Annotated in this window: 25 protein-coding genes; 9 read left to right on the forward strand and 16 right to left on the reverse strand. The window is 67.8% G+C overall.

The features are described 5' to 3' along the window. Positions 1–7: 7 nt before the first annotated feature. On the reverse strand, positions 8–337 hold the full coding sequence (locus tag C1927_RS20605; protein ID WP_108747676.1) for a hypothetical protein: 330 nt from the start codon (positions 335–337) through the stop codon (positions 8–10). 79 nt (positions 338–416) lie between these two features. Continuing rightward, positions 417–857, reverse strand: coding sequence for a hypothetical protein (locus C1927_RS20610; RefSeq protein WP_108747677.1), 441 nt, complete (start codon positions 855–857; stop codon positions 417–419). A gap of 150 nt (positions 858–1,007) precedes the next feature. Between C1927_RS20610 and C1927_RS20615 the strand changes: the two genes are divergently transcribed. From C1927_RS20615 to C1927_RS20635, 5 genes are read left to right on the forward strand one after another with little or no spacing between them, the layout of a single operon-like run. Continuing rightward, positions 1,008–3,374 (forward strand): S9 family peptidase, encoded by a 2,367-nt coding sequence (locus C1927_RS20615; RefSeq protein WP_079224250.1) that lies wholly within the window; start codon positions 1,008–1,010, stop codon positions 3,372–3,374. Between the two features lie 10 nt (positions 3,375–3,384). After that, the gene (locus C1927_RS20620) at positions 3,385–3,804 is read left to right on the forward strand and encodes an NUDIX domain-containing protein (protein ID WP_079224252.1); all 420 of its coding nucleotides are present in this window, start codon (positions 3,385–3,387) and stop codon (positions 3,802–3,804) included. 30 nt (positions 3,805–3,834) lie between these two features. After that, positions 3,835–4,398, forward strand: a complete 564-nt coding sequence (locus C1927_RS20625; RefSeq protein ID WP_108747678.1) for a hypothetical protein — start codon at positions 3,835–3,837, stop codon at positions 4,396–4,398. Positions 4,399–4,457: 59 nt separating this feature from the next. Then, positions 4,458–5,372 carry an oxygen-dependent coproporphyrinogen oxidase gene (gene hemF, locus C1927_RS20630; protein ID WP_108747679.1) on the forward strand — a complete coding sequence of 305 codons (915 nt, stop codon included), beginning with the start codon at positions 4,458–4,460 and terminating at the stop codon, positions 5,370–5,372. Positions 5,373–5,425: 53 nt separating this feature from the next. After that, positions 5,426–6,298 (forward strand): hypothetical protein, encoded by an 873-nt coding sequence (locus tag C1927_RS20635; RefSeq protein ID WP_108747680.1) that lies wholly within the window; start codon positions 5,426–5,428, stop codon positions 6,296–6,298. Here the strand turns inward: C1927_RS20635 and C1927_RS20640 are convergent. Beyond that, positions 6,282–6,755 carry a YetF domain-containing protein gene (locus C1927_RS20640; protein ID WP_079224257.1) on the reverse strand — a complete coding sequence of 158 codons (474 nt, stop codon included), beginning with the start codon at positions 6,753–6,755 and terminating at the stop codon, positions 6,282–6,284. The two genes, C1927_RS20635 and C1927_RS20640, sit on opposite strands and share 17 nt — an antisense overlap. 314 nt (positions 6,756–7,069) lie before the next feature. After that, on the reverse strand, positions 7,070–9,844 hold the full coding sequence (gene polA / locus C1927_RS20645) for a DNA polymerase I (RefSeq protein ID WP_108747681.1): 2,775 nt from the start codon (positions 9,842–9,844) through the stop codon (positions 7,070–7,072). Between the two features lie 97 nt (positions 9,845–9,941). Here polA and C1927_RS20650 point away from each other — a divergent pair, with 97 nt between their 5' ends. Both C1927_RS20650 and C1927_RS20655 read left to right on the forward strand, forming a co-directional pair. Continuing rightward, the gene (locus C1927_RS20650) at positions 9,942–10,226 is read left to right on the forward strand and encodes a DUF2782 domain-containing protein (RefSeq protein WP_108747682.1); all 285 of its coding nucleotides are present in this window, start codon (positions 9,942–9,944) and stop codon (positions 10,224–10,226) included. A gap of 109 nt (positions 10,227–10,335) precedes the next feature. Continuing rightward, a complete protein-coding gene (locus C1927_RS20655) occupies positions 10,336–10,779 on the forward strand; it encodes an AraC family transcriptional regulator (protein ID WP_079224260.1) in 444 nt (147 codons plus the stop codon). Between the two features lie 102 nt (positions 10,780–10,881). Here the strand turns inward: C1927_RS20655 and C1927_RS20660 are convergent, their stop codons facing one another. From C1927_RS20660 to C1927_RS20675, 4 genes are all read right to left on the reverse strand, one after another. After that, positions 10,882–11,328 (reverse strand): universal stress protein, encoded by a 447-nt coding sequence (locus tag C1927_RS20660; protein WP_079224261.1) that lies wholly within the window; start codon positions 11,326–11,328, stop codon positions 10,882–10,884. A gap of 143 nt (positions 11,329–11,471) precedes the next feature. Then, positions 11,472–12,488, reverse strand: coding sequence for an RNA 3'-terminal phosphate cyclase (gene rtcA / locus C1927_RS20665; protein ID WP_108747683.1), 1,017 nt, complete (start codon positions 12,486–12,488; stop codon positions 11,472–11,474). 83 nt (positions 12,489–12,571) lie between these two features. Continuing rightward, complete coding sequence (locus tag C1927_RS20670; RefSeq protein ID WP_108747684.1) at positions 12,572–13,798, reverse strand: RtcB family protein; 1,227 nt, start codon at positions 13,796–13,798, stop codon at positions 12,572–12,574. 488 nt (positions 13,799–14,286) lie between these two features. Next, the gene (locus C1927_RS20675; protein ID WP_108747685.1) at positions 14,287–15,834 is read right to left on the reverse strand and encodes a VWA domain-containing protein; all 1,548 of its coding nucleotides are present in this window, start codon (positions 15,832–15,834) and stop codon (positions 14,287–14,289) included. 187 nt (positions 15,835–16,021) lie between these two features. On the opposite strand from C1927_RS20675, the gene rtcR reads away from it, so the two are divergent. Both rtcR and C1927_RS21560 read left to right on the forward strand, forming a co-directional pair. Further along, on the forward strand, positions 16,022–17,617 hold the full coding sequence (gene rtcR / locus C1927_RS20680; RefSeq protein ID WP_108747897.1) for an RNA repair transcriptional activator RtcR: 1,596 nt from the start codon (positions 16,022–16,024) through the stop codon (positions 17,615–17,617). Between the two features lie 75 nt (positions 17,618–17,692). Beyond that, positions 17,693–17,839, forward strand: a complete 147-nt coding sequence (locus tag C1927_RS21560) for a hypothetical protein (protein ID WP_174208708.1) — start codon at positions 17,693–17,695, stop codon at positions 17,837–17,839. 60 nt (positions 17,840–17,899) lie between these two features. On the opposite strand, the gene C1927_RS20685 is transcribed toward C1927_RS21560, so the two are convergent. From C1927_RS20685 to rpmB, 8 genes are all read right to left on the reverse strand, one after another. Then, on the reverse strand, positions 17,900–18,445 hold the full coding sequence (locus tag C1927_RS20685) for an SUKH-4 family immunity protein (protein ID WP_108747686.1): 546 nt from the start codon (positions 18,443–18,445) through the stop codon (positions 17,900–17,902). Between the two features lie 12 nt (positions 18,446–18,457). Further along, positions 18,458–19,012, reverse strand: coding sequence for a hypothetical protein (locus C1927_RS20690; RefSeq protein ID WP_079224267.1), 555 nt, complete (start codon positions 19,010–19,012; stop codon positions 18,458–18,460). A gap of 112 nt (positions 19,013–19,124) precedes the next feature. Beyond that, the gene (locus C1927_RS20695) at positions 19,125–19,451 is read right to left on the reverse strand and encodes a low molecular weight protein tyrosine phosphatase family protein (RefSeq protein WP_108747687.1); all 327 of its coding nucleotides are present in this window, start codon (positions 19,449–19,451) and stop codon (positions 19,125–19,127) included. An 86-nt stretch (positions 19,452–19,537) separates the two neighbouring features. After that, entirely contained in the window at positions 19,538–21,730 is a 2,193-nt protein-coding gene (gene uvrD / locus C1927_RS20700; protein WP_079224270.1) for a DNA helicase II, read from the reverse strand. 9 nt (positions 21,731–21,739) lie between these two features. Further along, complete coding sequence (locus C1927_RS20705) at positions 21,740–23,161, reverse strand: FAD/NAD(P)-binding protein (protein WP_108747688.1); 1,422 nt, start codon at positions 23,159–23,161, stop codon at positions 21,740–21,742. Positions 23,162–23,206: 45 nt separating this feature from the next. Beyond that, positions 23,207–24,625: a cardiolipin synthase gene (gene cls / locus C1927_RS20710; protein ID WP_079224274.1), complete on the reverse strand. Its 1,419-nt coding sequence runs from the start codon at positions 24,623–24,625 to the stop codon at positions 23,207–23,209. Positions 24,626–24,825: 200 nt separating this feature from the next. Next, complete coding sequence (gene rpmG, locus C1927_RS20715) at positions 24,826–24,993, reverse strand: 50S ribosomal protein L33 (RefSeq protein ID WP_170272460.1); 168 nt, start codon at positions 24,991–24,993, stop codon at positions 24,826–24,828. A gap of 10 nt (positions 24,994–25,003) precedes the next feature. After that, positions 25,004–25,240, reverse strand: coding sequence for a 50S ribosomal protein L28 (gene rpmB / locus C1927_RS20720; RefSeq protein WP_005411638.1), 237 nt, complete (start codon positions 25,238–25,240; stop codon positions 25,004–25,006). Between the last annotated feature and the right edge of the window lie 200 nt (positions 25,241–25,440).

The raw sequence follows: 25,440 nt of genomic DNA on the forward strand, positions 1-25,440 counted from the left end.
GCGCCGGTCAGCCCTTGCGCACGGCGGGGCGGGTGATGAACCACGCCACCAGCTGGCCCACGCCGGCACTGCCGGCCAGCGCAGCGGCGGCGCCGAAGGTCAGCTCGCGCGCACCCATGGCTTCCAGCAGGGCCAGGGCCACGGCCAGGCTGACCAGGCTGATGCCCCAGCGCAGCGCGCCCTGGCGGCGGCGCTCTTCTTCCAGCACCGCCAGCGAGCGGATCACTTCCTCCGGCACGTGCGGGGCGACCAGCTTGCTGCGCGCCCGCGCATCGGCAATGGCATGGATCGCGTAGGCGATGCAGAGGAAGAGGGTGATCGGGATGAGTTCCTGCATGGTCGTGCTCCTGTCCGGTGAATGATGCGGGTTCAGGAGATTGGATGCGCAGGCCCGGCGACCGGTTGCAGTGGATGTTTCAGGCTTCGTCGTCGTCGGTCTCGACCGGTGCATCCGGAAAACAGGTTTCCAGATGGAAGCCCAGCCGCAGGTCGGCCATCAGCCGCACCAGTGCAGAATCCAGTTCAAAACCCGCCCATGCCCGCTTGCCAAAAACGGCGATACGCAGGCCGACGTCGGCGCCCTCCTGGTTCAATGCCTGGATCACCTCCACCCGTGCCTGCAGGATTTCGACCACCTGCGGCCAGGCGTCCATCAGCCAGCCATCCTTCCCAGCGGCCAGTTCAAAGCTCACCCGGGTGAAGCCATGTACCCGGATCAAGCGGCCATCACCGCCACGCAGGTCGGTGCCTGCATCACGGAAGAACCTCCGTTCCAGCCCCAGCCGGGCGGAGATGTCGGCGCTGGAGACCGCAGGGTGCTGCACCCCCAGGGAAATGCGGTAGTCGTAGGGGTACATGGTCGGCTCCTTCCGGCTCAGTCGCCCATCATGCGCCACGCAAGGCCCCGCCGGGCCTTTGCCCAAGCGGTCTGCATGACCTGTGGCCCCCTCCCCCGGCCCGGGCGGCTGCTACCCTTGCCCGGTTTCCTCATCTGGTGCTGTCCGCCCATGTCCCGAGTGCTGCCCCTGTCCCTCCTGCTGTCGGCCGTGCTGGCCGCACCGGCCGCGCATGCCGCGCCGACGCCGATCACCATCGAACAGGCCATGGCCGACCCGGACTGGATCGGTCCGCCGGTCGAGAAGGCCTGGTGGTCCTGGAACAGCCAGCAGGTGGAGTACCAGCTCAAGCGCAACGGCAGCCCGGTGCGCGACACCTTCCGCCAGCCGCTGGCCGGTGGCGCCGCCGCACAGGTGGCCGATGACCAGCGCGGCACCCTGGACGTGGCCGAGCCGGTCTACGACCGCAGCCGCAGCCGCAGCGCCTTCGTCCGCAATGGCGATGTGTTCGTGCGCGACCTGCGCAGCGGCGCGCTGACCCAGCTGACCCGCAGCAACGAGCGCGCGGCCGGGGTCAACTTCGCCGCCGACAATGGCGTGATCTGGCGCGTGGGCCAGGAATGGTTCCACTGGACCGCCGCCGCTGGCGTGCAGCAGGTGGCCAGCCTGAAGGCCGACAAGGACCCGGCCAGCAAGCCCAAGGACGACCTGCTTCGCGACCAGCAGCTGCGCACCCTGGAAACCCTGCGCCGCGACCGCGACCAGCGTGAAGCGCTGAAGGACCAGGACCAGCGCTGGCGCCAGGCCGACCCGACCCGTGCCGCAGCCCCGATCTACCTGGGCGCCGACGTGGAGATCGCCGACAGCCTGCTGTCGCCGGACCTGGGCCACCTGATCGTGGTGACCAAGCCGAAGGATTTCGATGACGGCCGCACCAGCAAGATGCCGCTGTACGTGACCGAATCGGGCTACGAGGAAACCGAGGACACCCGCACCCGCGTCGGCCGCAACGGCTTCGAGCCGCACACCCTGTGGTACGTCGATGTGCGCACCGGCAAGGCCGAGAAGCTCTCGCTGTCGGGCCTGCCGGGCATCGGCACCGACCCGCTGGCCGAGCTGCGCCGCAAGGCCGGCAAGGACCCGCTGAAGGGCGACCGCAGCGTGCAGGTGATGAGCGACTTCATGGGCGGCGGCATGCGCTGGAGCGCCGATGGCCAGCAGGCCGCGGTGATGCTGCGCGCCAACGACAACAAGGACCGCTGGATCGTCAGCATCGGCAACGATGGCCGCGTGCAGAACCGCCACCGCTTGACCGACAACGCCTGGATCAACTGGGGCTTCAACGATTTCGGCTGGATGGCCGATGGCCGCACCCTGTGGCTGCTGTCCGAGGAATCGGGCTTCTCGCACCTCTACACCCAGGCCGGCACGGCCAAGCCGCAGGCGCTGACCAGCGGCAAGTGGGAAACCTCCGCGCCGGTGCTGTCGGCCGACGGCAAGGGCTTCTACTTCCTGTGCAACCAGCAGGCGCCGCACGACTATGAAGTCTGCGCGGTCGACACCGGCAACCGCCAGGTGCGCGAGCTGACCAGCCTCAACGGCGTGGAAGATTTCTCGCTGTCGCCCGATGGCCAGCAGCTGCTGGTGCGCTATTCGGCCGCCTACCTGCCGACCCAGCTGGCCGTGGTGCCGAGCGCCGGTGGCCAGGCGCGCGTGCTGACCGACACCCGCACCGCCGAGTACAAGGCCCGCGAGTGGGTCCAGCCGAAGCTGGTGGCGGTGCCGTCCAAGCATGGCGCCGGCGTGGTCTGGGCCAAGTACTACGAGCCCGAGCACAAGGAACCGGGCAGGAAGTACCCGATCGTGATGTTCGTGCACGGTGCCGGCTACCTGCAGAACGTGCACCAGCGCTACCCGGCCTACTTCCGCGAGCAGATGTTCCACAACCTGCTGGTGGAGAAGGGCTACATCGTGCTGGACATGGATTACCGCGGCAGCGAGGGCTACGGCCGCGACTGGCGCACGGCGATCTACCGCAACATGGGCCACCCGGAACTGGAAGACTACAAGGACGGCCTGGACTGGCTGGTCGACACCCAGCAGGGTGACCGCGACCACGCCGGCATCTACGGCGGTTCCTACGGCGGCTTCATGACCTTCATGGCGCTGTTCCGCTCGCCGGGCACGTTCAAGGCCGGCGCCGCGCTTCGCCCGGTGCTGGATTGGCAGAACTACAACCACGCCTACACCAGCAACATCCTCAACACCCCGGACATCGACCCGGAGGCGTACCGCACGTCCTCGCCCATCGAGTACGCGCAGAACCTGCAGGACAACCTGCTGATCGCCCACGGCATGATGGATGACAACGTGTTCTTCCAGGACTCGGTGCACCTGACCCAGCGCCTGATCGAACTGCACAAGGACAACTGGTCGATCGCCCCGTACCCGCTGGAACGCCACGGCTACATCCGTGCCGATTCCTGGCTGGACCAGTACAAGCGCATCCTCAAGCTGTTCGAGCAGAACCTGAAGTGAGCCGGCTGGCATGAGCCGCGACGCGGCCACGATCCACATCGTGGCCGCGGTCATCGTGGATGACCGCGGACGCGCGCTGGTGGTGCGCAAGCACGGCGCCGACCGTTTCATCCAGCCTGGCGGCAAGCCCGAAGCGGGTGAAGCGCCGCTGCAGGCATTGGCCCGCGAGCTGGACGAAGAACTCGGCGTGCAGCTGCGCGCCGGGACCGCCATCGCACTGGGCACGTTCGAGGACTGGGCGGTGAACGAGCCCGGCCACCGCGTACAGGCCCAGGCCTGGTGGGTGCAGGTGCTGGGCACGCCAGCCGCACGCGCGGAAATCGCCGAACTGGCCTGGGTTCCGCTGCGGCCGCCGCACGGCCTGCGCTTGGCACCCCTGAGCGAACACCATATCCTGCCGGCGGTCGCCGCCCTGGCGACGCCCCACTGAAGACGCGGGCCCTGCCTGCAAGGACAACGGATGTCAGTGCCCATTCCCCCCATCCCCGCCGCGCCCACCGCCGCCCGCACCCACTGGTTGAAGCCGTTGGCGCAGGGTTCGTTCTGGCTGTGCCTGGTACTGACCGTCTACTGCCTGCTGCAGGCACTGGTGGCGATTCCCCTGGCCGCACTGCCGCTGTGGCAGCACCTGGCCAGCCTGGCCTGGGAACACGGCCTGGACCGCACCCTGTGGTGGATGCTGGTCCACCCGGTGTCCGCATCGCTGCTGGCCGCCCTGGTCTGCCTGGCGTCCACCCTGGCCAGCTGGGGGCTGTGGCACGAGCGGCGCTGGGGACTGTGGGCCTATGTCTGGGCGTTGCTGTTGAGCGCGCTGGCCAACTTCGTCATCACCTGGTGGTTCGACCGCGTCCTGCGCCAGGTATTCGCGCTGATCGCCGACGACCCGTCGATGGCCCGTGAACTGGACATGCAGCGCCTGATGTTCACCGTGACCCTGCTGGGAAGTTCCGTGCTGTTTGCCGGCCTGCAGGGCTGGCTGGCCTGGCGCCTGCTGCGGCCGGACATGCGCGCACGCTTCCGCTGAAGCGCTGGTCGGCGCGGCCTGCTGCGGAACAGCCCGGGCGCTGCGGTAAAGTACGCGCCATGAACGATTTCGAGCGCGTACGCGCCTACCTCACCGACCTGCAGGACCGCATCTGTGCGGCCATCGAGGCCGCCGATGGCCAGGCCCGCTTCCAGGAAGACCTGTGGCAGCGGGCCGAGGGCGGCGGTGGGCGTACCCGCGTGCTGCGCGACGGTGCGGTGTTCGAACAGGCCGGCATCGGCTTCTCCGATGTGTCCGGCAGCCGCCTGCCGCCGTCGGCCTCGGCCAACCGGCCGGAACTGGCGGGCGCCTCCTGGCGCGCCACCGGCGTGTCGCTGGTGTTCCACCCGCTCAACCCCTACGTGCCGACCACCCACGCCAACGTGCGCTTTTTCCAGGCCCAGCGCGATGGTGAGGTGGTGGCCAGCTGGTTCGGCGGTGGCTTCGACCTGACCCCGTTCTATCCCTTCGATGAGGACGTGCAGCACTGGCACCAGGTGGCCCACGACCTGTGCGCGCCGTATGGCGAGGAGCGCTACGCCGCGCACAAGCGCTGGTGCGACGAGTACTTCTTCCTGCGCCATCGCAACGAAACGCGTGGCGTGGGCGGCCTGTTCTTCGATGACCTGCACGGCGATTTCGAGCGTGACTTCGCCTACCTGCGCGCGGTCGGTGACGGCTTCCTCGATGCCTACCTGCCGATCGTGCAGCAGCGCAAGGACACCGCGCACGGCGAGCGCGAGCGCGAATTCCAGTTGTACCGTCGTGGCCGCTACGTGGAGTTCAACCTGGTCTACGACCGCGGCACGCTGTTCGGCCTGCAGAGTGGCGGCCGCAGCGAGAGCATCCTGATGAGCCTGCCGCCGCGGGTACGCTGGGAATATGGCTTCACTCCGGAAGCCGGCAGCGCCGAAGCGCGCCTGGCCGATTACCTGGTGCCGCGCGACTGGGTCCAGCCCGCGCCTGATCGCTGATCTCCGCGCGGCACCGTGCGGTGCTGCGCAGTTCCCCATTCAAGGATGATCCGATGTTCCTGACCCTCCCAACGCGCCGCCTGCGGGGCGCGCGCACGGTACTGCTGTTCCTGCTGGCGGCCGCTGCGATGCCCGCTGCCGCGCAGTCGATGCAGTGCGGCACCTTCAAGGACGCCAGCGGCGATACCGTGCTGCGCATCGACAGTGCCGTTGATGCGCAGCGCCAGCGCGCCGGGCATGCGCCCGAGCCGTTCCACCTGGACCAGGCCGGCGCGGACATCACCGCCATCAGCCTGGCGAGCACCGGATCCTCGACATGGACGCTCAGCGCGGACGGCCACACGCTGGATGATGGCGATGACCACTATGTGCGTGACAGCGAGGCCGCCTGCCGGGTGGTGCCGCCCTTCGCACCCAACAGCTGTCGCGCGGATATCGCCGGCTGCATGGGCAGGATGGTGTGGGCAGGCGCGGACAGCTGGCACCTGTGGTGCCGCGAAGGCATCGAAGCGGCCTGCAACCGCCTGATCGAGGATTACCGCACCGATGCCCGCAACAACTGGGTGATCGACCGGGTCATGGCCGATCCTTCGGTACCTTCCAGCGTCGCGGCGGTGTGCCAGGAGGATGATCCGGCGTTCGACGCCGAAGCCTGCCGGCGCAATGACGACCAGGAGCGCGTGGCGGCGGTGGGCACGGCATTTTCGCTGGCCAGCCAGATACCGGACAACCTGCCGTTGCCGGATGAGCAGCTGCAGGAACTGGCAGAGATGTGCGCGGCCCATCCCAGCGAACGCTTCTGCATGGCGGTGGCCGATGCGCTGCAGACCGCAGGCCAGGCCGAGCTGGCGCAGCGTGTGCTGCTGCTGGCCTGCAGATCCGGCAACGCGCCGCAGGCCTGCGCGAAGGCTACTTCTTCGGAATGATGGTGATGTGGCCGGTGGTTTCCAGCAGCGCCAGCTCGACATCCTCCACGCGCAGGCAGCCCTGCTGGCGCAGTGCGGCTTCGAAATCGGCCGTGCTGACCAGCTCGCGCCGCAGCACGGCCTCCAGCAGGCGCCCGTCGCGCGCGATCACCACCGGCTCGCCTTCGATCAGCCGTTCCATGCGCCGGTTGCGCGTGGTCAGCCAACCCACGCCATAGTTCAGCAGGATCAGCGTGGCCGCCAGCAGCAGGCCGCCGCCCAGCGACGTGTCGGTGCCCAGCAGCGCGTTCTGCACGGCATTGCCCAGCAGCACGATCAGCAGCACATCGAACGGGGTGATCTGCCCCAGCGCGCGCTTGCCGCTGAGCCGGACCATGCCCAGCACGACGGCATAGACCACCACCGCGCGCAGGACGAATTCCCACCACGGCATCGCCAGTGCGAACAGATCGGGCATTGCGGCTTCCCCTGCGGAGCGATGGCCCAGCGTGGCCCAGCGGCGCACAAATAAAAAGCCCCGCTGACCAGGGGGAGGTCAACGGGGCCGGGGAACGGGCGCTTGGGGAGGAGCCCCCGTTCCGAGATCTGCTCCAGGGGATGGGAGAGATCCACGACAGGCGTTGCGCCTGTCGAGAGTTATAGAAACACCCCGAACACTAACGGTTCGTGAAGGGGCCCAATTTATTGTAGGCCCCTACCCAAAACATTCATCTTCGAGTCAGATAAATCGTACAAATGAACCATTCATGGCGTTTTTAGCCTGAATGCGAATCAGTGCGCCTCGTCCCAGTTAACCCCAACACCGGTATCGACGACCAGCGGCACCCGCAATTGCGCCGCTTGCGACATGCGCTCGATCACGTTTTTACGCAGTTCCTCGGTGAAACCGGCCTCGCTTTCGAATACCAGTTCATCGTGCACCTGCAGGATCATCCGCGCCGGGGCGCCACTGTCGTGCAGCCACTGGTCCACCGACACCATCGCCCGCTTGATGATGTCCGCGGCGGTGCCCTGCATCGGCGCGTTGATCGCCGCGCGTTCGGCGCCGGCACGCAGGCCCTGGTTGCGGGCATGAATGTCATTCAGGTACAGGCGGCGGCCGAACAGGGTTTCCACATACCCCTGGTCACGCGCCTGCTGGCGCATCCGCTCCATGAAGTCACGCACGCCCGGATAGCGGCTGAAGTACAGCGCCACATAATCCTGCGCCTGGCCACGGTCGATGCCCAGGTTGCGGGCCAGGCCAAAGGCGCTCATGCCGTACATCAGGCCGAAGTTGATGGCCTTGGCGGCGCGGCGCTCGTTGGGTGTCACCTCTTCCAGCGTGCGCCCGAACACCTCGGCGGCGGTGGCACGGTGGACGTCGGCGCCCTGCTCGAAGGCACGCACCAGGCCCGGGTCCTCGGACAGGTGGGCCATGATCCGCAGCTCGATCTGCGAATAGTCGGCTGCCAGCAGCTGGAAGCCCTCCGGCGCGACGAAGGCACGGCGGATGCGGCGGCCATCCTCGGTGCGGATCGGAATGTTCTGCAGGTTCGGGTCCGACGAGGACAGGCGGCCGGTGGCGGCGCCGGACTGGTGATAGCTGGTGTGCACCCGGCCGGTGTCCGGGTTGACCATCTCCGGCAGCTTGTCGGTGTAGGTACTGCGCAGCTTGGCCAGGCCGCGGTATTCCAGGATCACCCGCGGCAGCTCGTGCTGGTCGGCAATCGCCTCCAGCGCTTCCTCGTTGGTGCTGGGCTGGCCCTTCGGGGTCTTCACCACCGCCGGCAGCTTCAGCTCGTCGAACAGCACCGCCTGCAGCTGCTTGGGCGAATCCAGGTTGAAGCTGCGCCCGGCCAGCTCGGTGGCCTTCTGCTGCGCGGCCAGCATGCGCGAGGACAGGTCGTGGCTCTGCCGGCGCAGCTCATCGGTATCGATGCGCACGCCGTTGGCTTCGATGCTGGCCAGCACCGGCACCAGCGGCATCTCGATGTCGCGGTACACGCTGTCCAGCGCCGGTTCGGCCAGCAGCTGCGGCTGCAGCGCATGGTGCAGGCGCAGGGTGATGTCGGCGTCCTCGGCCGCATAGCGGCTGGCTTCGTCGATGCCCACCTGCGAGAACGGGATCTGCTTGGCGCCCTTGCCGGCCACGTCCTCGAACTTGATGGTGTTGTAGCCCAGGTAACGCAGGGCCAGCGAATCCATGTCGTGGCGGGTGGCCGTGGAATTGAGCACGAAGCTCTCGAGCATGGTGTCGTCGTGGTAGCCCTGCACGTCCACGCCGTGGCGGCGCAGCACGTGCAGGTCGTACTTGCCGTGCTGGCCCAGCTTCTGCTTCGCCGGGTCCTGCAGCACCGGGCGCAGCGCATCCAGCACCTGCTGCAACGGCAGCTGGGCCGGCGCACCCGGATAGTCGTGGCCGACCGGAATGTAGGCGGCCTTGCCCGGCTCGACCGCCAGGCTGATGCCGACCAGGCGCGCGCGCATGGCATCCAGCGCATCGGTTTCGGTGTCGAAGCTGATCAGCGTGGCCTGCTGCACGCGCTCCACCCAGGCCTGCAGCTGTTCGGCCGTCAGTACCGTTTCGTACTCACCGGGCGCGGACAGCGCCGGGTCGATCCCGGCGGCCGGCGGCGCTTCGGCGCTGCCCCGGGCGAAGCCGGCGGCGGTGCCGCGCAGGCTCGGGGTGGCTTCACTGGCGGCGGCCGGTGCCGGCAGCGGGCCGCCCAGCTCCTTCAGCGCCTGGGTGAAGCCATAGCGGGCATACAGCTCGGTCAGCACCGGAACGTCCTGCTCGCGCAGGGCCAGGGTGGCCGGCGAAGCGTCCAGCTCGACGTCGGTGCGGATGGTCACCAGCTCGCGGTTCAGCGGCAGGCGCTCCAGCGCGGCGCGCAGGTTCTCGCCGATCTTGCCCTTCATGGTCGGCGCGGCAGCGATGACGCCGTCCAGGTGCTGGTACTCGGCCAGCCACTTGGCGGCGGTCTTCGGGCCGCACTTCTCCACGCCGGGCACGTTGTCCACGGTGTCGCCCATCAGCGCCAGCAGGTCGATGATCTGGTCGGCGCGCACGCCGAACTTGTCCATCACCGCCGCGTCCGAATCCATGCGGCTGCCGGTCATGGTGTTGACCAGTTCGATGCCCGGCCGCACCAGCTGGGCAAAGTCCTTGTCACCGGTGGAAATGGTCACCTTCAGGTCCTGCGCCACGCCCTGCAGGGCCAGCGTGCCGATCACATCGTCGGCTTCCACGCCGGGGATGCGCAGGATGCTGATGCCCAGCGCTTCGACGATGCGGCACATCGGCTCGACCTGGCTGCGCAGTTCATCGGGCATGGGCGGGCGGTTGGCCTTGTACTGGTCGTACAGGTCGTCGCGGAAGGTCTTGCCCGGGGCATCGACCACGAAGGCGACGTAGGCCGGGCGCTCCTTCAGCGTCGAGCGCAGCATGTTGACCACGCCGAACAGCGCGCCGGTGGGCTCGCCCTGTGCATTGGACAGGGGCGGCAGCGCGTGGAACGCGCGGTACAGGTAACTGGACCCGTCGATCAGGACTAATCTGCTCATGCGACGATTCTACGCGCCCGTGCCTGCACCGCGGCGACACGGCCGCGACGCGTCGATGGGGCATAATCAAGGTCCGATCGATGCGAAGGCCCTGCCGATGAAGACCCTGATGCTGGCTTCCCTGCTGCTGCTTGCTGGCTGCGCCAGCATGGGCGGTGCAGGCGCTCCCCCGGTGGACGTGAAGGGCGCCGATGTATCCAGCCGCACCATGGGCAACGGCGATGTCATCGAGGAGTACCGCGTGTCCGGCCAGCTGCGCATGGTCAAGGTCACCCCGTCGCGCGGCGCACCGTTCTACATGTACGACAAGAACGGCGATGGCCGCATGGACAACGACAAGGACGGCGTCTCGCCGGTGTACTGGAAGCTGTACAGCTGGTGATGCATCCGCGGCCGGCTCCGGCACCGCAGCCGGTCGATTGATAGGTTCCCGACGCATCTGCCGGTTGATCCCATGACAGGCCCCGGAGGTGGGCCGGGATCACGCTGCCATGAACCTGCAACAGGCCACCCCTTCGGTGGTTGCATCACTTGCCGCCGACCTGCGCCGCAGCAGCGCACGCCAGCGCGTCACCTGCGGCGGCACGGCCGACCCGCGCCTGCTGCGCATCGTCGATTACATCGATGCCCACCTGGGCGACTGCGAGCTGGGCGAGCAGATGATCTGCGACGCGTTCGCGATGTCCCGCTCCACGGTCTACCGGCTGTTCCAGGCCCACGGCGGGGTGGCGCGCTACATCCGTGAATGCCGGGCCTGGCTGGCGCACCGCCACCTGGCCCGGGAGCCGGGCTGCCGCCTGACCTGGCTGCTCTATGAAGTCGGCTTCGCGTCCGAGCGCCAGTTCCAGCGCGCGTTCCTGGCGCAGTTCGGCATGTCGCCGGCCGACTGGCGGCAGGCCTGCCGGCAGCGCGCACGGGGCTCGCTGCTGTCCTGAGCGGACCCGCTGGGACGGCCTGGAGGAAGTGGGTGCCGGCACGCATCCTGCGTACCGGCACCAGGTCCCCTCCCCGGGAACGCGCGGATCAGTGGATGTTGATCAGCGGATGACCAGTACCGGCAGGGTGCTGCGTGCCAGCACTTCGGCCGTCTGGCTGCCCAGCAGCACGCGGGTCACCCCGCGGCGACCATGCGAGGTCATCACGATCAGGTCGCTGTTGCGCTCGCCGGCCGTCTCGATGATGCCGTCGGCGGCGTAGCGGTCCAGCACATGGATGGGGTTGGCGCGGATGCCCTGCTCGGCGGCCTTGGCCAGCGCCGGCTGCAGCACCTTCTGCGCACCTTCCTCGCGGTCGGCCTTGTATTCGGGGCTGTTCATGTAGCCCACGCTCCAGCCCATGGCGTCGTACATGCCCACCGCCCACGGCTCGGAGACCGTCACGATATCGACCTCGGCGTTGAGATCCTTCGCCAGTTCCAGGCCCTTGGCCAGGCCCTTGTCGGACAGCTCGGAGCCGTCGGTGGCGATCAGGATGCGGGTGTACATGGTGGGCCTCCTTGGCGGGGTGCCAGTTGGGAACATCACCATTGCACACCGGATGTGCACGCCGCGCCTTGAGCAGGATCAATCCTGGCGCGGGATTGATGCCCGTGCCCATCGGCAGCGCCGGGCCATGCCCGGCGGCGTGTTCAGGCCTCGACGGTGACCCGCCAGCCCCCTGCATGCGGCTGCCAGTCGAATTCCACCGGCAGGAATTTCTCGATCAGGCGCGCGTTGCTGGCCAGGTGGTCGCTGATGACGTGGGTGGTGAAGCTGCCGCCCCCGGCCAGGGCCATCGGCAACAGCAGCTGGTCGGACAGGTACTCGCCGACCCATGCGCCACCGCTGAGGTAGGTGCGTACCTGGCCAGCCAGGCGTGCGCCCACCTGCTCGGCCGACACACCGCGCTCGCCGTGGCCATCGAACACTTCCACGTGGTCGCCGTGGCGCACGCGCACCATCGCCACGTTGCCCGGGCCCAGTGCCGGCCGCACCGACTGCACGTGGCGCGGGTGCGCGTCGACGCCGAGCTCATCGGCCAGCACCTGCAGTTCGCGCAGGCCGATGCTGCTGGACAGGCCGGACATCACCACCTGCGCCTGCATCGAATCCAGTGCCGGGCGCTGCTCCATGCACGGCACCTGCAACGTCCCGCACGGCTGCACCTGCAGCTCGATCACGCCGCCGCCGGCCGGGTGGAAGCCGTGCTGCAGCAGCTGCATCGAGGCCTGCACGCCCATCCGCGCCAGTGACGGCAGGTAGCTGTCGGCGATGAAATCTGCGCTGGGCGCCAGCGGATTGTGGGTGCCGCCTTCCAGGCGCAGCCGCGACGGCCCCTGCGCGCGCCACAGCGCCGGCAGCACGGTCTGAAGGACCAGGGTGGCCGAGCCGGCACTGCCGGTGGCGAAGTGATACTCGCCAGCGCTCACCACGCCCGGCTCGAAGCGCAGCGAGGTCGCGCCCAGCGTGGCACCGTGCGTGCAGGCGTTGCCGACCCGCGCGGCGGCATTCACCGCGGTCAGGTGCTGGCGCATCAGCCCGGGCTTGCGGCGGATCGCGCGGATGTTCTGCAGGGTGAAGCCGATGCCGGTGCACAGGCTCAGGGTCAGGGCCGAGCGCAGCAGCTGTCCGCCGCCGTGCCCGCCATCAAGTTCGATCATGTCCATCTGTTCTGTTCCTCCATGCCTGCGGTTTCGTCTGCAGGCCGTCCTGCCGCGCGCGGCGCAGTGTACGCCGCGCGCGGCCCGCTTCATCCCTTCACGCACACCACCTGGCGCAGCGTGTGCACGATCTCGACCAGATCGCGCTGGGCCTCCATCACCGCCTCGATCGGCTTGTAGGCCGCCGGCGATTCATCCACCACCTCCGCATCCTTGCGGCATTCCACGTGCGCGGTGGCCTTGGCGTGCTCATCCACGGTGATCAGCTTGCGCGCCTGGGTGCGGCTCATCACGCGCCCGGCACCGTGGCTGCAGCTGTGGAAGCTGTCCTCGTTGCCCAGCCCGCGCACGATGAAGCTCTTGGCACCCATGCTGCCCGGGATGATGCCCAGCTCGCCCTTGCGCGCACTCACCGCGCCCTTGCGGGTCAGCATCACTTCCTTGCCGAAGTGCACTTCGCGGTTGACGTAGTTGTGGTGGCAGTTCACCGCCTCGGCCTGGGCCTCGAACGGCTTGCTGATGACCGTACGCACGGCCGCCACCACGTTGCGCATCATCACCTCGCGGTTCATGCGTGCGAAGCGCTGCGCCCATTCCACCGCGAACACATAGTCACCGTAGTGCTGGCTGCCCTCGGGCAGGTACGCCAGGTCCTGGTCGGGCAGGTTGATCATCCAGCGGCGCATTTCCTGCTTGGCCAGTTCGATGAAGTAGGTGCCGATGGCATTGCCCACGCCACGCGAACCGGAGTGCAGCATGAACCACACGCGCTGGTCCTGGTCCAGGCACACTTCGACGAAGTGGTTGCCGGTGCCGAGGGTGCCCAGGTGCTTGAGGTTGTTGGTGTTCTTCAGGCGCGGGTGGCGCTCGCAGATCAGCGCGAAGTCATCGACCAGCTGCTTCCAGCCTTCGATGGCCAGCTCCGGCGGCGTGTCCCAGCTGCCCTTGTCACGGCCGCCACGGGTCACGCTGCGGCCATGCGGCACGGCCCGCTCGATCGCGCTGCGCACCGTCGACAGGTTGTCCGGCAGGTCGCTGGCATCCAGCGTGGTGCGCACGGCCATCATGCCGCAGCCGATGTCCACGCCCACCGCAGCCGGAATGATGGCGCCGACGGTCGGCACCACCGAGCCCACGGTTGCCCCCTTGCCCAGGTGCACGTCGGGCATCACCGCGATCCACTTATGGATGAACGGCAGCCTGGCGATGTTCTGCAGCTGCTCGCGTGCCTGGTCTTCCAGCGGCACGCCGCGCGTCCACAGCTTGATGGGTGCAGCGCCCGGCTGCTGGATCACGTCACGGTTCAAGGTGGTCATGGTGATGTTTCCTTTCATCCAATACAAAAACAAAGAAGGTGCGGTGACAAAGATGGCCGAACATTCCGGGACTTGAACCCGACCCTGAAGGGCTACCGATGTAGTTCGGCCTGCATTCCCCGCGCAACGAAAGCGAAGGTGCCGGCAGCACGACGAGGGGTGGAGGAACATCCTGCTCTACCACTGAGCTACCGCTGTGTTGCCACAGCGGGCGGGGCTCGAACCCGCGACCCGGAGCTTAGAAGGCTGTAGTTCCTCCGGCATTCGCAGTGCCGGCGTTGAAACAGGTGCGGTGACAAAGAGGGGTGGAACATCGTCTCCCCACAACCGGCAGGACACGCGGGATTCGAACCCGACCCCGAAGGGACAACCCATGTAGTTCCACCAGCATTCACCGCGAAAAACGTGAATTCCCGGTCCTGCCCGGCTGGCCCCATTGCCAGCCGGGCGGTCCCTGGCGACATCCTTGCCGCCGTCCAACATCGTGTTTACAGCGGCATGTCCTCGATGCGCTCGACCCAGCCGCTGCCATCGCCCGGCGCCTGCGCGAACTGCGCCAGCAGGTCGAACACCGCATCGCTGAAGCCGCCGATATGCAGCACGTCCTCGCGCTGCACGGTCTGGCTGCTGGCTACCGGCTGCAGGTCGATGCACACCAGCCGTGCCTGCGGGCAACGCTGCTTCAGCGCATCCCAGGCCTGCATCGTGGCCGTCGCGCCGCCCCTGCGGGTGTCACGCCAGCTTTCGTTGTCCGACACCAGCACCACCAGGTCGACCTGCTCGCGACGATGGTTGAGGTGTTCCAGCGGCGCACTGACCGAGGTACCACCGCCATTGATCGCCAGCTGCGCCGCCAACGTCATCACGCTGTCGCGCGGGTTCAACCGCACCGGGCGCACCTCGGTGTCGAACGGCAGCACCGTGGCCAGCGGCTGGCCGCGCAGCACGCAGGCCGCGATCAGCGCCGCCACGTCCACGCAGCGCACCGCCGAGCTGGCGCCCTTGCGGTAGCCGGTCACCGGCCACTGCATGGAACCGGACACGTCCACCGCCACCACCACCCGGCCTGGCAGCACCGGCACCTGCGCCGTGGCCGTTTCCATCGCGTCCTGCAACGCTTCCGGAATCTGCTGCGGCAGGCGGGCGCTGGCCTGGTAGGCCATCAGCAGCTGGTACGGCATCACCCGGGCGCGGCGCACCTGGGCCGGATCACGCAGCCGCGCTGCGATCACCGACACCATCGCCGGGTCATCGAACACGCCGTTGCGGGCGAACGTGTTGAGGTTCATCCGCATCGACTGCCACGACGCACTGCGCGCCAGCGCCGACCACTGCGCCGCATCCAGCGGCAGCGTGCTGAAGTACTGGAACGGCAGGTCCGGCGGCAGTCCACGCGGGTCACGCTTGAACGCCTCGTAGGCCTGCACCAGCGCCGGCAGCTGCGCCTCTTCGTACGGGCGACCGACAATCCACGCATACAGCGCCTTGCGCTCGGCATCGGCCGGCTTCGGGTGCACCATGCGGATCAGGTCGGCCAGCGACGGCTGCTGGCCGATGGCCGCACGCACCAGGGTTTCCGCCGATGCCTGCTGGATCCACTCGCGTACCAGGCGCTTCGGCAGCGACCCCAGCGACCGGCGGCCGACCTGGCCGCTGCGCATGATCTGCACGAAGGTGCGCAGCTGGCGGCCGTTGTCGACCACCCGCGGGAACACCCGGACGAAAGCCTCCGGGTCTCGCAGGCTGAGCACGGCCAGCAGCAGCGCCGGCATGTCCTTCATGTGCGCCACCTGGCGGGCATAGACCGCCGTGCGGGCAATGAAGCGCGGCTCGACCTGCGCGGTCAGCGCCAGCACCTGCTGCAGCTGTGTGTCGGCAGCGCTGTAGAACGTGTTGTTGAGGCAGCCGGTGGCCGCATACAGGGCCAGGGCAGCGCGCGGGTCACGGCGGTAGGCCAGGCCACCGGCTTCATTGACGGTGGTGGCCGGCGGCAGTGCCGGGGCACGCGGGGTGGAGAAGAGCGTCAGGTTGGCCATCGTGGTGTCCTCGGCGGGAACGGCCCGCTTCGTGTCTTGGGATGGATTGAGCAATGGCCGTGCCAACTTTTTCCATGACGCATCAACTCATTGTTTTTTCTGGATTTCGCCCGATCTCTGACGTAACACCCACCCATTGACCGCACTGAATGTATATATTCAGCGCGCGTCTTTTATAGGAATGGATATGTCACGTCGACAGGTAGTCTTCGGCATGCTCGGCACCCAGCTCGACGCGGGCGAGGGTCCGGGTCGTTGGCAGAAATGGCGTCCCACGGTGTCGCTGGGCATGCATGAGGACTTCCTGCCCGACCGCATCGAGCTGCTGCTGGACGAGCGCCGCTACGCCAAGCTTGCCCGCGTGGTCTGCGAGGACCTGCAGCAGATGGCGCCCGGGCTGGAGGTGCGGCGTCACGACACCTACCTGGCAGATCCCTGGGAGTTCGAAGGGGTCTACTCGACCCTGCACGACTTCCTGGCCAGCTATCCGTTCCAGCCGGAGGAGGAGGACTACTACGTCCACATCACCACCGGCACGCACGTGGCGCAGATCTGCTGGTTCCTGCTCACCGAGAGCCGGCATTTCCCCGGCCGCCTGCTGCAGACCTCGCCGCCGCGCAAGCAGGACGGCGCGGCCGGCAGCTACGCGGTCATCGACCTGGACCTGTCGCGCTACGACCACATCGCGCAGCGATTCGCCCAGCAGCAACTGCAGGACCGCGACCTGCTGAAGAGTGGCATCGCCACGCGCAATGCGGCGTTCAACGCGATGATCGCGCAGATTGAAACCGTGGCCACGCGCTCGCGCGCGCCGATGCTGCTGATGGGCCCCACCGGCGCAGGCAAGAGCCAGCTGGCCAAGCGCGTGTTCGAGCTGAAGAAGCTCAAGCACCAGCTGCCCGGCCGTTTTGTCGAGGTGAACTGCGCCACCCTGCGCGGCGACGGCGCAATGAGCACGCTGTTCGGACATACCAAGGGCGCGTACACCGGCGCCTCGTCCGACCGCGCCGGGCTGCTGCGCTCTGCCCACCAGGGCCTGCTGTTCCTGGATGAGATCGGCGAGCTGGGCCTGGACGAACAGGCCATGCTGCTGCGTGCGCTGGAGGAGAAGCGCTTCCTGCCCGTGGGCAGCGACCGCGAGGTGGAAAGCGAGTTCCAGCTGATTGCGGGCACCAACCGCGATCTGCAGCACTCGGTGCTGGAGGGCAGCTTCCGCGAAGACCTGCTGGCGCGCCTGAACCTGTGGACCTACCACCTGCCCGGCCTGGCCCAGCGCCGGGAGGACATCGAGCCCAACATCGAGTTCGAGCTGCAGCGCTGGTCGCAGCAGCAGCATGCGCAGGTGCGCTTCAACGTGGAGGCACGCACGCGCTACCTGGCGTTCGCCACCAGTGCCGAGGCGGCCTGGCGCGGCAATTTCCGCGATCTGGGGGCATCGATCATGCGACTGGCGACGTTGGCCAACGCCGGGCGCATCCAGATCGAAGGCGTCGATGATGAGATCGCGCGCCTGCGCCAGCAATGGCGCGGCGGCCAGGCGCCGTCAGCGCTGGAGGCGCTGCTGGGCCCGGCCGTGGATGAGCTGGACCGCTTCGACCGCGTGCAGCTGGAAGAGGTGGTGCGGGTCTGCGCGCACTCAAAGTCGCTGTCAGCGGCCGGCCGCGAGCTGTTTGCGGTGTCGCGCACCCAGCGCGCCAGCACCAACGACGCCGACCGCCTGCGCAAGTACCTGGCGAAATTCGGCCTGGACTGGGAGCAGGTGCGGCGCCCGGCGGGGCCGTAGCGCCGCGCTTGCCCGGCCGCCGGCCGCGGCGCATGATGGCCGCGCGGCACGCCGCCGCCATCGGGGAGCACGCGCATGCAGGACCGCAAGCCGCCATCAAAGGTCACCCCACGGGCCATCGTGCTGGCTGTCGCCGCCGCATTGGTGATGTTCTATGGCGGCTACCAGGTGGGCAAGCAGCTGGCCCTGCGCGAGAACGCAGAGCAGGCCGCAAGCCGGTAGCGTCGAGCGTGCTCGACTGTTCTCGATGCTACCCGCACCCGCCAGAGGCGCTGAGCAGACTCAATGCTCGGACGCCCAGAAAGCGCCCTCCGCCACGGCGCCCGGATCGATCTGCGCAACCGCCTGTAGAAATGCCTGCCTGCTTTGCGCACCGTAGGGAAATTCACACAGGCATTCGGCAAAGCGGAGCAGATCCCGGTTGACGAACATGCGCGCGTCACCGTTGTCGTGGTCCCACAACACCACTTCGCCACTGGCCGCGTCGATGGCCAGCACGTTGCCGCCGCCATCATGGCCGAGCGCCCTGCCGGGCTCCGGCAGCAGGGCGGAGACCTCGACCGCACGCTCGGCATCGAAGAACGAGAGATACGGTGCCGCCTGGCGCGGCAGGCCCTGCTCGCTGAGCAGCCGCCGTGCATGCGGGCCCAGCCACGCCGGCAAGGTCTCCAGCGAGTAGCGCTGGAACGCGAAGAGATCGGACAGATCCGGCGCTTCCTCCAGCAGCTCTGCCGGCACCGCCGGCAGCCGTGCCGTCAACATCTCCTCGAAATGGGTCAAGACGGCGCGTACACCATCACCGGCCGGGTGCGCGTCCTTGGAGGTCATGGGGCCCAGCCCTCAGGCGATCTGCACGATGCGCGCGTTCTGGCACAGCGGGTAGCTGGCCACGAACTCCGCGATCGCATCACGCATCTTCTCGAACGATTCGCCGTACATGTACAGCGCGGTCTCGGTCGGCCCCTGCCACCAGCTGCAGATCTCACCCAGTCCATCGATGTTGTCGGACAGCTGCTCGAACACGTGGTTGGAGTCGCACTGTTCGTAGACTTCGTCCGGCAGGTTCAGGCCATCCAGGTAGATGCCCAGCCCCTCGGTGACGCCGAAGGCGCGATCATCCTCGCCCACACGCTGCACCTGCGAACCCTTCGGTGCGCCCAGCTGCTCCAGCAGGTCGATCAGCTTCGGCACGCCATCCGCATCGACCAGTGCCACTTCGATATCGCCGTACTCGACTTCGCCCAGGTCGGAGATTGCGGTGCCACCCCCGGTCAGTTCGCCCAGGTTCGCCGCCTGCAGCAGCGCATCGAGCGGATCCTCGAACAGCTCGTGGCGATGCTCGGGCTGCAGCTTCGCATTCAACTTCACGGTGACGTGCAGGGTGGGTTCGGTCATGGGGGCGTTCCTGGAAGATGTCAGGCCCCATTGTAGAGTCGAGCTTGCTCGACTGCTTCCAGCGCGGCACAAGGCAGTCGAGCAAGCTCGACTCTACGGGGGTTCGAGGTGATCAACGCAGGAACAGCGCCACCTTGCGCTTCAGCAGCTCGACCAGCACCGGGTCCATGTAGTCGTAGTCATCGGGGATATCCAGGCAGATCACCCGCTTGCCGTTCATCCACGCCTTGTAGCGGCTGGACAGGCGGTTGCGGTGCGCCTTCTCCATCACGAACACCAGGTCCGCCCACTGCAGCAGCTCCGGGCTGAGCACTTCCTCGGCGTCGGCCAGCAGCCCGGCCGAGGCGGTTTCAATCCCCGGCCAATCGGCGAAGACCTGCTCGGCTGTCGGGCTGCGCAGGCGGTTCTGGCTGCAGAGGAAAAGCACGTTGCGGGTCATGACCACTCGTCCTTGTAGAGCCGAGCCCATGCTCGGCTGATTTTCCCAGCGCAAGCTGCCGAGCGTTGGCTCGGCTCTACAGGTGATCAGATCACCGTCAGATTGGCATACGCCATCACCAGCCACTTGCTGCCGGCATCGGCGAACTCGACCTGCACGCGGGCGTGGGCGCCGCTGCCTTCGTAGTCGGTCACCATGCCTTCGCCGAACTTGGGATGGGTGACCAGCGCGCCCAGCTTCAGCGGCGGGGCCTCGATCGAGGCGTGGCCCATCACCCGGCTGCTGCCCAGCGATGCCGGCCGCGAGACCTGCACCTTCGGGCGCACTTCGTGCAGCAGTTCGCGCGGGATCTCGCGCAGGAAGCGCGACGGCAGGCTGTAGTTGTCCTGGCCATGGATGCGGCGCGATTCGGCGTAGCACAGCACCAGCTTCTGCCGGGCGCGGGTGATGCCCACGTAAGCCAGCCGGCGCTCTTCTTCCAGGCGGCCGCTTTCTTCCAGCGAACGTGCGCTCGGGAACAGGCCGTCTTCCATGCCGGCCAGGAACACCAGCGGGAATTCCAGGCCCTTGGCCGAGTGCAGGGTCATCAGCTGCACGCCCTCCTCGCCCGCCTGCGCCTGGCCTTCACCGGCCTCCAGCGCGGCATAGGCCAGGAACGCGACCAGCTCGTCCATGTCCTCACCCACTTCCTCGATGTCGTCGGCGCGGCGCAGGAAGCGCGAGGCCACCGAGACCAGTTCGTCGAGGTTGTCGGTGCGCGATTCCGAATCCAGCGAATTGCGGCTCTCCTTGCTCCAGTGCTCGCGCAGCTGCGAGCGCGACAGCACATGGTCCACGCGCTCGGCGAGGGTCATGTGCAGGGTCTGCGCCTGCAGTTCATTCACCAGCACCAGGAAGCCGGCCAGCGCATTGCGTGCGCGCGCGGCCAGCGCCGTGCCCTGGGTGACCAGCATGGTGGCCTCCCACAGCGAGATGCCCTGCGCGCGCGCTTCGCGGCGCACCTCGTCCAGGGTGCGCTCGCCGATGCCGCGGGTGGGCGTGTTCACCGCGCGCTCGAAGGCGGCATCGTCGTTGCGGTTGGACAGCAGGCGCAGGTAGGCCAGCGCATCCTTGATTTCAGCACGCTCGAAGAAGCGCATGCCGCCATACACGCGGTACGGCACCTGTTCGCTCAGCAGCGCTTCTTCCAGCGCGCGCGACTGTGCGTTGCTGCGGTAGAGCACGGCCACTTCGGTGTAGCTGCCACCGTCGCGCACCCACTGGCGCGCGCGCTCGACGATGTAGCGCGCCTCGTCCATCTCGTTGTAGGCCGCATACAGGTCGATCGGCTCGCCGTCGCCGCTGTCGGTCCACAGCTCCTTGCCGATGCGGTCCGGGTTGTGCGCGATGACTGCGTTGGCTGCGCCAAGGATGTTGGCGGTGGAACGGTAGTTCTGTTCCAGGCGGATGGTCTGTGCACCGGGGAAGTCACGCAGGAAGCCCTGCACGTTCTCGACCTTGGCGCCGCGCCAGCCGTAGATGGCCTGGTCGTCATCACCGACCACGAACACATGGCCCTCGTGCCCAGCCAGCACGCGCACGAAGGCGTACTGGATGGCGTTGGTATCCTGGAATTCGTCCACCAGGATTTCGCGGAAGCGTGCACGGTAGTGCGCCAGCAGTGCCGGGTTGTCGCGCAGCAGTTCATGCGCGCGCAGCAGCAGCTCGGCGAAGTCGACCAGGCCGGCACGGTCGCAGCGCGCCTGGTACTCGATGTAGGCCTGGCGCATGGTTTCCAGCCACGCATCATGCGGCTCGGGCTGGATGTGCTGCGGGCGGCGGCCTTCATCCTTCTGTTCGTTGATCCACCAGGCGATCTGCTTGGGCGGATGCTTGCTGTCGTCGATTTCCAGCGCCTGCACCACGCGCTTGACCAGCCGCAGCTGGTCGTCCGAATCCATGACCTGGAAGCCTTCGGGCAGCTTGGCGTCCTGCCAGTGCAGGCGCAGCAGGCGGTTGGCCAGGCCGTGGAAGGTGCCGATCCACATGCCGCGGCTGCCATTGGGCAGCTGCGCGTCGATGCGGTGGCGCATCTCGCCAGCGGCCTTGTTGGTGAAGGTCACCGCAAAAATGCCGTGGGTCGGCACGCCTTCGACTTCATGCAGCCAGGCGATGCGGTGGGTGAGTACGCGGGTCTTGCCGGAACCGGCACCGGCCAGCACCAGGTGGTGGCCGGGGGGAGCGGAGACGGCTTCGCGCTGGGCCGGGTTCAGGCCATCGAGCAGGTGGGAGACATCCATGCCCCCATTTTACGGCATCGCCGTCGCGGCTCCTGCGACCACCTGGGCAGCCAGCGCCTGCGCCTGCTGACGCAGTTCAGGCACGGCCAGGCTTTCCCACAGATTGCCGATGCGCAGGCTGCCGAGCACGCCCAGCCGCGCCTGCGCTGCACCACGGGCGCTGCACAGGCGGTCGCCCGGCACGCTGCTGTCCAGGCCCAGCCCATGCGGCCCGGGGCGGGCCAGGCCATCGGCCAGCAACTGCTGCAGCAGCGGGTTGCGCAGCGCACGCGCCCGGGTTTCCACGCCGGTGGCATTGACCACCGCGGCGATCGTCCACTGCTGCTCGGCACCGGCGGAATCGCGACCGGACAAGCGCAGCACGTCGCCCTCGCGCCAGACGCGCTGCAGGCGGGCACGGTGCAGGCGCAGCTGGCCACTGGCCTGCAGTGCCTGCAGCTGCGCATCAACGTCCTCGGCAATGCGGTGGCGGTGCACATCCCAATAGCGCACCACATGGCGCAGGAAGCGCCGCTGGTCGGCCTCGTCCAGGCTGCACCACAGCGCCTGGCCATGCGGGCGGATGCGATCCATCACGCCCTGCCACGGCTGGCCATCGGCCTGCGCCTGCCGGGCGAAGCCGCGCAGGGCGTGCACGCGCTGGCGCAGGGTCATCGGCAGCAGCGCGGCCGGGTCGAATTCGGGCAGCACGCCATGCGCATGCGGCAGCGGCAGCAGGCCGTGGCGCGAGATCACGTGCAGCGGACCGGTATGGCCGGCAGCCACCAGCGCCAGCACGGTGTCGGCCATGCTCAGGCCGGAACCGACGATGGCCAGCGCCTGGGCACCGGCCAGGGTGCGCACACCGTCATAGTCCCAAGCCTCGACCACGTCGTCGGCGGGCAGCGCATCGGCGCCGGCCACCGGCAGCGGGCGCATGCTGTTGCCGGTGGCGATGACCGCCTGTGCCGCGTGCAGCGTGCTGCCATCGCCCAGCTGCAGGCGGTAACCGTGGTCGTCCGGCTGCAGGCCCAGCACCGGCTGCGCCATCACCTGCAGCTGCGCAGGGCTGGCGGCGGCCGCGTCCTGCAGGCGCTGCTGCAGGTAGGCGGCGAAATGGTGGCGGCTTGCGTAGCGTTCGCCCAGCAGCTCGCGCGCCTCGCCCGGGTAGGCATCCACGGCCTGCAGGTAATCAAGGAAGTCGCCGGGCTGGTCAGGGAACGCACTCATCTTCGCCGCCGGCACGTTCAGCAGGTGCTCCGGCCACGGCGTGGCGTAGGCAATGCCCTGGGCCAGCTGCGAAGCGGGTTCGAAGAGGGCCAGTGCCAGCGGCGCGTGGGCCTGTCGCAACACCTGGATCGCCACCAGCACACCGGCCGCGCCACCGCCGATGATCGCCAGGTCCAGTTCGCCATTTCGCGGTGAATCAGTCATGCGCCGATTGTAGGCCATGGCGGGTGACGCCCCGGGTTGCCGGAGCGGGCGGTTACAGCGGCATCACATCAACGCATCGGCCAGCCGCGCGATGCCCTCACGGCTGCGGCGCCAGGCCGGGCGCCTGCGCCACTGCTCCAGGTCCAGCAGGCGCGACTGGCGCAGGTAGTCGTCTTCGATGGCGCACAGCTGCTGCACCAGCGCGCGGTCGTAGCAGATCAGGCCGATCTCGGCATTCAGCGCAAAGGAACGGATATCCATGTTGATCGAGCCGAGCACGGCGATGTCCTCGTCCACGCTCATGTGCTTGGCGTGCAGGAACTGCGGCTCGTACAGGGCGATCTGCACGCCACAGCGCAACAGCTCGTCGTAGTACGCCTCCTGCGCCCACGAGGTCAGCCGCTGGTTGTTGCTGGCCGACAGGATCAGCTGCACCTGCACGCCGGACAGCGCGGCGATGCGCAGTGCGCTCAGCGTCGCTTCGTCGGGCACGAAATACGGGGTGACCATCACCAGCCGCCGCCGCGCCAGGTGGATCAGCGCCGCCACCGCATCGCGCGCGTTGCTGTACGGGTAGGCCGGGCCGCTCGGCAGCAGCTGGGTGGCGATGTCATCGCCACACACTGGCACATCGGCGATGACGTCCAGGCGCTGCCCGGTTTCCATGTACCAGTCGCTGGCAAACACCGCCTCCAGGTGGGCCACCGCCGGGCCGCGCACGCGCGCGACCAGTTCGCGGTTGGGGTGGCCGGGCACGAAGCGGGGGCCGGCCAGGTTCTGCGAGCCGATGTAGGCCACTTCGTTGTCGATGACCGCGATCTTGCGGTGGTTGCGCAGGTCCATGCGCCCGCTGCGGCGCCAGCGCAGGCCGCCGGGCAGCATCGCCCGCACTTCGATGTCACGCGCCTGCAGGCGCTTGCGATAGGCACGCAGGCCACGCTTGGCGCCCACCGCATCCAGCAGCACGCGGCACTGCACGCCACGCGCGGCGGCGCGCTGCAGCGCTTCGACGATGGCCTCGCCCACGGCGTCGTCGAACATCAGGTAGTACAGCAGGTGGACGCGGTCCTCGGCCTGGTCGATGTCGGCGATGAGGGTGTGCAGCGATTCGTCGTAATCGGTGAGCAGATCGACCGCGTTGCCATGCACCGGCATGAAATCGCCCTGGCGCTGCACCAGCGGCACGATCTCGGCGCAGGCGGTGTCGGCGTTCGGCGTCCAGCGCAGGCGGCGCTGCAGCGCCTGTTCCTCGCGGATGACCTGCGACGCCTCGGCCTGCCGGCGGATGCGCTCGCGCGACAGCCACGGGTGGCCGAACAGCAGGTACAGCGGCAGGCCAAGCAGCGGCACGAAGCCGACCAGCAGCAGCCAGCTGCGCGCGGCCCCTGGCGTGGTGCGGGTGGGAATCCAGCACAGCGCGACCAGCCGGATCAGCCAGTCGATCAACAGCAGGTACGAACCCAGCAGCCACTCGAACAGCATCGCGTCGCCCGTCGGGAGGTGTGGGGGCCATTCTGCCCAGCCTTCCGGCGACGTGCCAACCAACGGTTGGCACCCACCGGGTTGGGAGAGCGTGCCGACCAACGGTCGGCACCTACCGGCACCCGCCACAGGACTACCGGGCACAAAAAAACCCGCCACAAGGGCGGGTTCTTTCGGAAGCGACCAGCAATCCTTGCGGATTACTTGATCTTGCCTTCCTTGTACGGGACGTGCTTGCGCACGACCGGATCGTACTTGGAGAATTCCATCTTCCCCGGGGTGTTCTTCTTGTTCTTGTCGGTCGTGTAGAAGTGACCGGTACCAGCGGTCGAAATCATACGGACCTTATCGCGCTTGCCTGCCATGATCGTCTACTCCTCAGACCTTTTCGCCGCGCGCACGCAGCTCAGCCAGAACGGAATCGATACCGTTCTTGTCGATGGTGCGCAGTGCATGCGCGGAAACACGAAGCTTCACCCAGCGGTTCTCGCTGGCAACCCAGAAGCGGCGCTCGTGCAGATTCGGCAGGAAACGACGACGGGTCTTGTTGTTGGCGTGCGAGACGTTGTTACCCGTCTGCACTCGCTTGCCGGAAACCTGGCATACGCGGGACATTGCGCACCTCGATAGTAAGTTGTGTCAGCCCGTAGCCCGGGAGACGGCGGCCTCGGTGGTTGCCCACCACACGTCAAGAGAATCAAAGGGTTACGCTGGCGTTGGGCGGCCGGGGACGTGCTCCCGGGGGCGCCGCCCGGTAGAAAACCGGACACAGCGAGCCGCGCATTATGCACGGGTTCAAGCACTTGCGCAAGTTA

The organism is Stenotrophomonas sp. ZAC14D1_NAIMI4_1 (genome assembly GCF_003086775.1).
Classification (GTDB): Bacteria; Pseudomonadota; Gammaproteobacteria; order Xanthomonadales; family Xanthomonadaceae; genus Stenotrophomonas.

What these genes read in the sequence shown, in the direction of transcription:
- C1927_RS20620 (WP_079224252.1), top strand. Translation starts at nt 3,385, where the DNA reads ATGAGCCGCGACGCGGCCACGATCCACATCGTGGCCGCGGTCATCGTG.
- C1927_RS20705 (WP_108747688.1), bottom strand. Translation starts at nt 23,161, where the DNA reads ATGGCCTACAATCGGCGCATGACTGATTCACCGCGAAATGGCGAACTG.
- rtcR (WP_108747897.1), top strand. Translation starts at nt 16,022, where the DNA reads ATGTCACGTCGACAGGTAGTCTTCGGCATGCTCGGCACCCAGCTCGAC.
- C1927_RS20650 (WP_108747682.1), top strand. Translation starts at nt 9,942, where the DNA reads ATGAAGACCCTGATGCTGGCTTCCCTGCTGCTGCTTGCTGGCTGCGCC.
- C1927_RS20670 (WP_108747684.1), bottom strand. Translation starts at nt 13,798, where the DNA reads ATGACCACCTTGAACCGTGACGTGATCCAGCAGCCGGGCGCTGCACCC.
- rtcA (WP_108747683.1), bottom strand. Translation starts at nt 12,488, where the DNA reads ATGGACATGATCGAACTTGATGGCGGGCACGGCGGCGGACAGCTGCTG.
- C1927_RS20640 (WP_079224257.1), bottom strand. Translation starts at nt 6,755, where the DNA reads ATGCCCGATCTGTTCGCACTGGCGATGCCGTGGTGGGAATTCGTCCTG.
- C1927_RS21560 (WP_174208708.1), top strand. Translation starts at nt 17,693, where the DNA reads ATGCAGGACCGCAAGCCGCCATCAAAGGTCACCCCACGGGCCATCGTG.
- uvrD (WP_079224270.1), bottom strand. Translation starts at nt 21,730, where the DNA reads ATGGATGTCTCCCACCTGCTCGATGGCCTGAACCCGGCCCAGCGCGAA.
- rpmB (WP_005411638.1), bottom strand. Translation starts at nt 25,240, where the DNA reads ATGTCCCGCGTATGCCAGGTTTCCGGCAAGCGAGTGCAGACGGGTAAC.
- C1927_RS20615 (WP_079224250.1), top strand. Translation starts at nt 1,008, where the DNA reads ATGTCCCGAGTGCTGCCCCTGTCCCTCCTGCTGTCGGCCGTGCTGGCC.
- hemF (WP_108747679.1), top strand. Translation starts at nt 4,458, where the DNA reads ATGAACGATTTCGAGCGCGTACGCGCCTACCTCACCGACCTGCAGGAC.
- C1927_RS20635 (WP_108747680.1), top strand. Translation starts at nt 5,426, where the DNA reads ATGTTCCTGACCCTCCCAACGCGCCGCCTGCGGGGCGCGCGCACGGTA.
- polA (WP_108747681.1), bottom strand. Translation starts at nt 9,844, where the DNA reads ATGAGCAGATTAGTCCTGATCGACGGGTCCAGTTACCTGTACCGCGCG.
- C1927_RS20655 (WP_079224260.1), top strand. Translation starts at nt 10,336, where the DNA reads ATGAACCTGCAACAGGCCACCCCTTCGGTGGTTGCATCACTTGCCGCC.
- C1927_RS20610 (WP_108747677.1), bottom strand. Translation starts at nt 857, where the DNA reads ATGTACCCCTACGACTACCGCATTTCCCTGGGGGTGCAGCACCCTGCG.
- C1927_RS20685 (WP_108747686.1), bottom strand. Translation starts at nt 18,445, where the DNA reads ATGACCTCCAAGGACGCGCACCCGGCCGGTGATGGTGTACGCGCCGTC.
- C1927_RS20660 (WP_079224261.1), bottom strand. Translation starts at nt 11,328, where the DNA reads ATGTACACCCGCATCCTGATCGCCACCGACGGCTCCGAGCTGTCCGAC.
- C1927_RS20625 (WP_108747678.1), top strand. Translation starts at nt 3,835, where the DNA reads ATGTCAGTGCCCATTCCCCCCATCCCCGCCGCGCCCACCGCCGCCCGC.
- C1927_RS20605 (WP_108747676.1), bottom strand. Translation starts at nt 337, where the DNA reads ATGCAGGAACTCATCCCGATCACCCTCTTCCTCTGCATCGCCTACGCG.
- C1927_RS20695 (WP_108747687.1), bottom strand. Translation starts at nt 19,451, where the DNA reads ATGACCCGCAACGTGCTTTTCCTCTGCAGCCAGAACCGCCTGCGCAGC.
- C1927_RS20675 (WP_108747685.1), bottom strand. Translation starts at nt 15,834, where the DNA reads ATGGCCAACCTGACGCTCTTCTCCACCCCGCGTGCCCCGGCACTGCCG.
- C1927_RS20690 (WP_079224267.1), bottom strand. Translation starts at nt 19,012, where the DNA reads ATGACCGAACCCACCCTGCACGTCACCGTGAAGTTGAATGCGAAGCTG.
- cls (WP_079224274.1), bottom strand. Translation starts at nt 24,625, where the DNA reads ATGCTGTTCGAGTGGCTGCTGGGTTCGTACCTGCTGTTGATCGACTGG.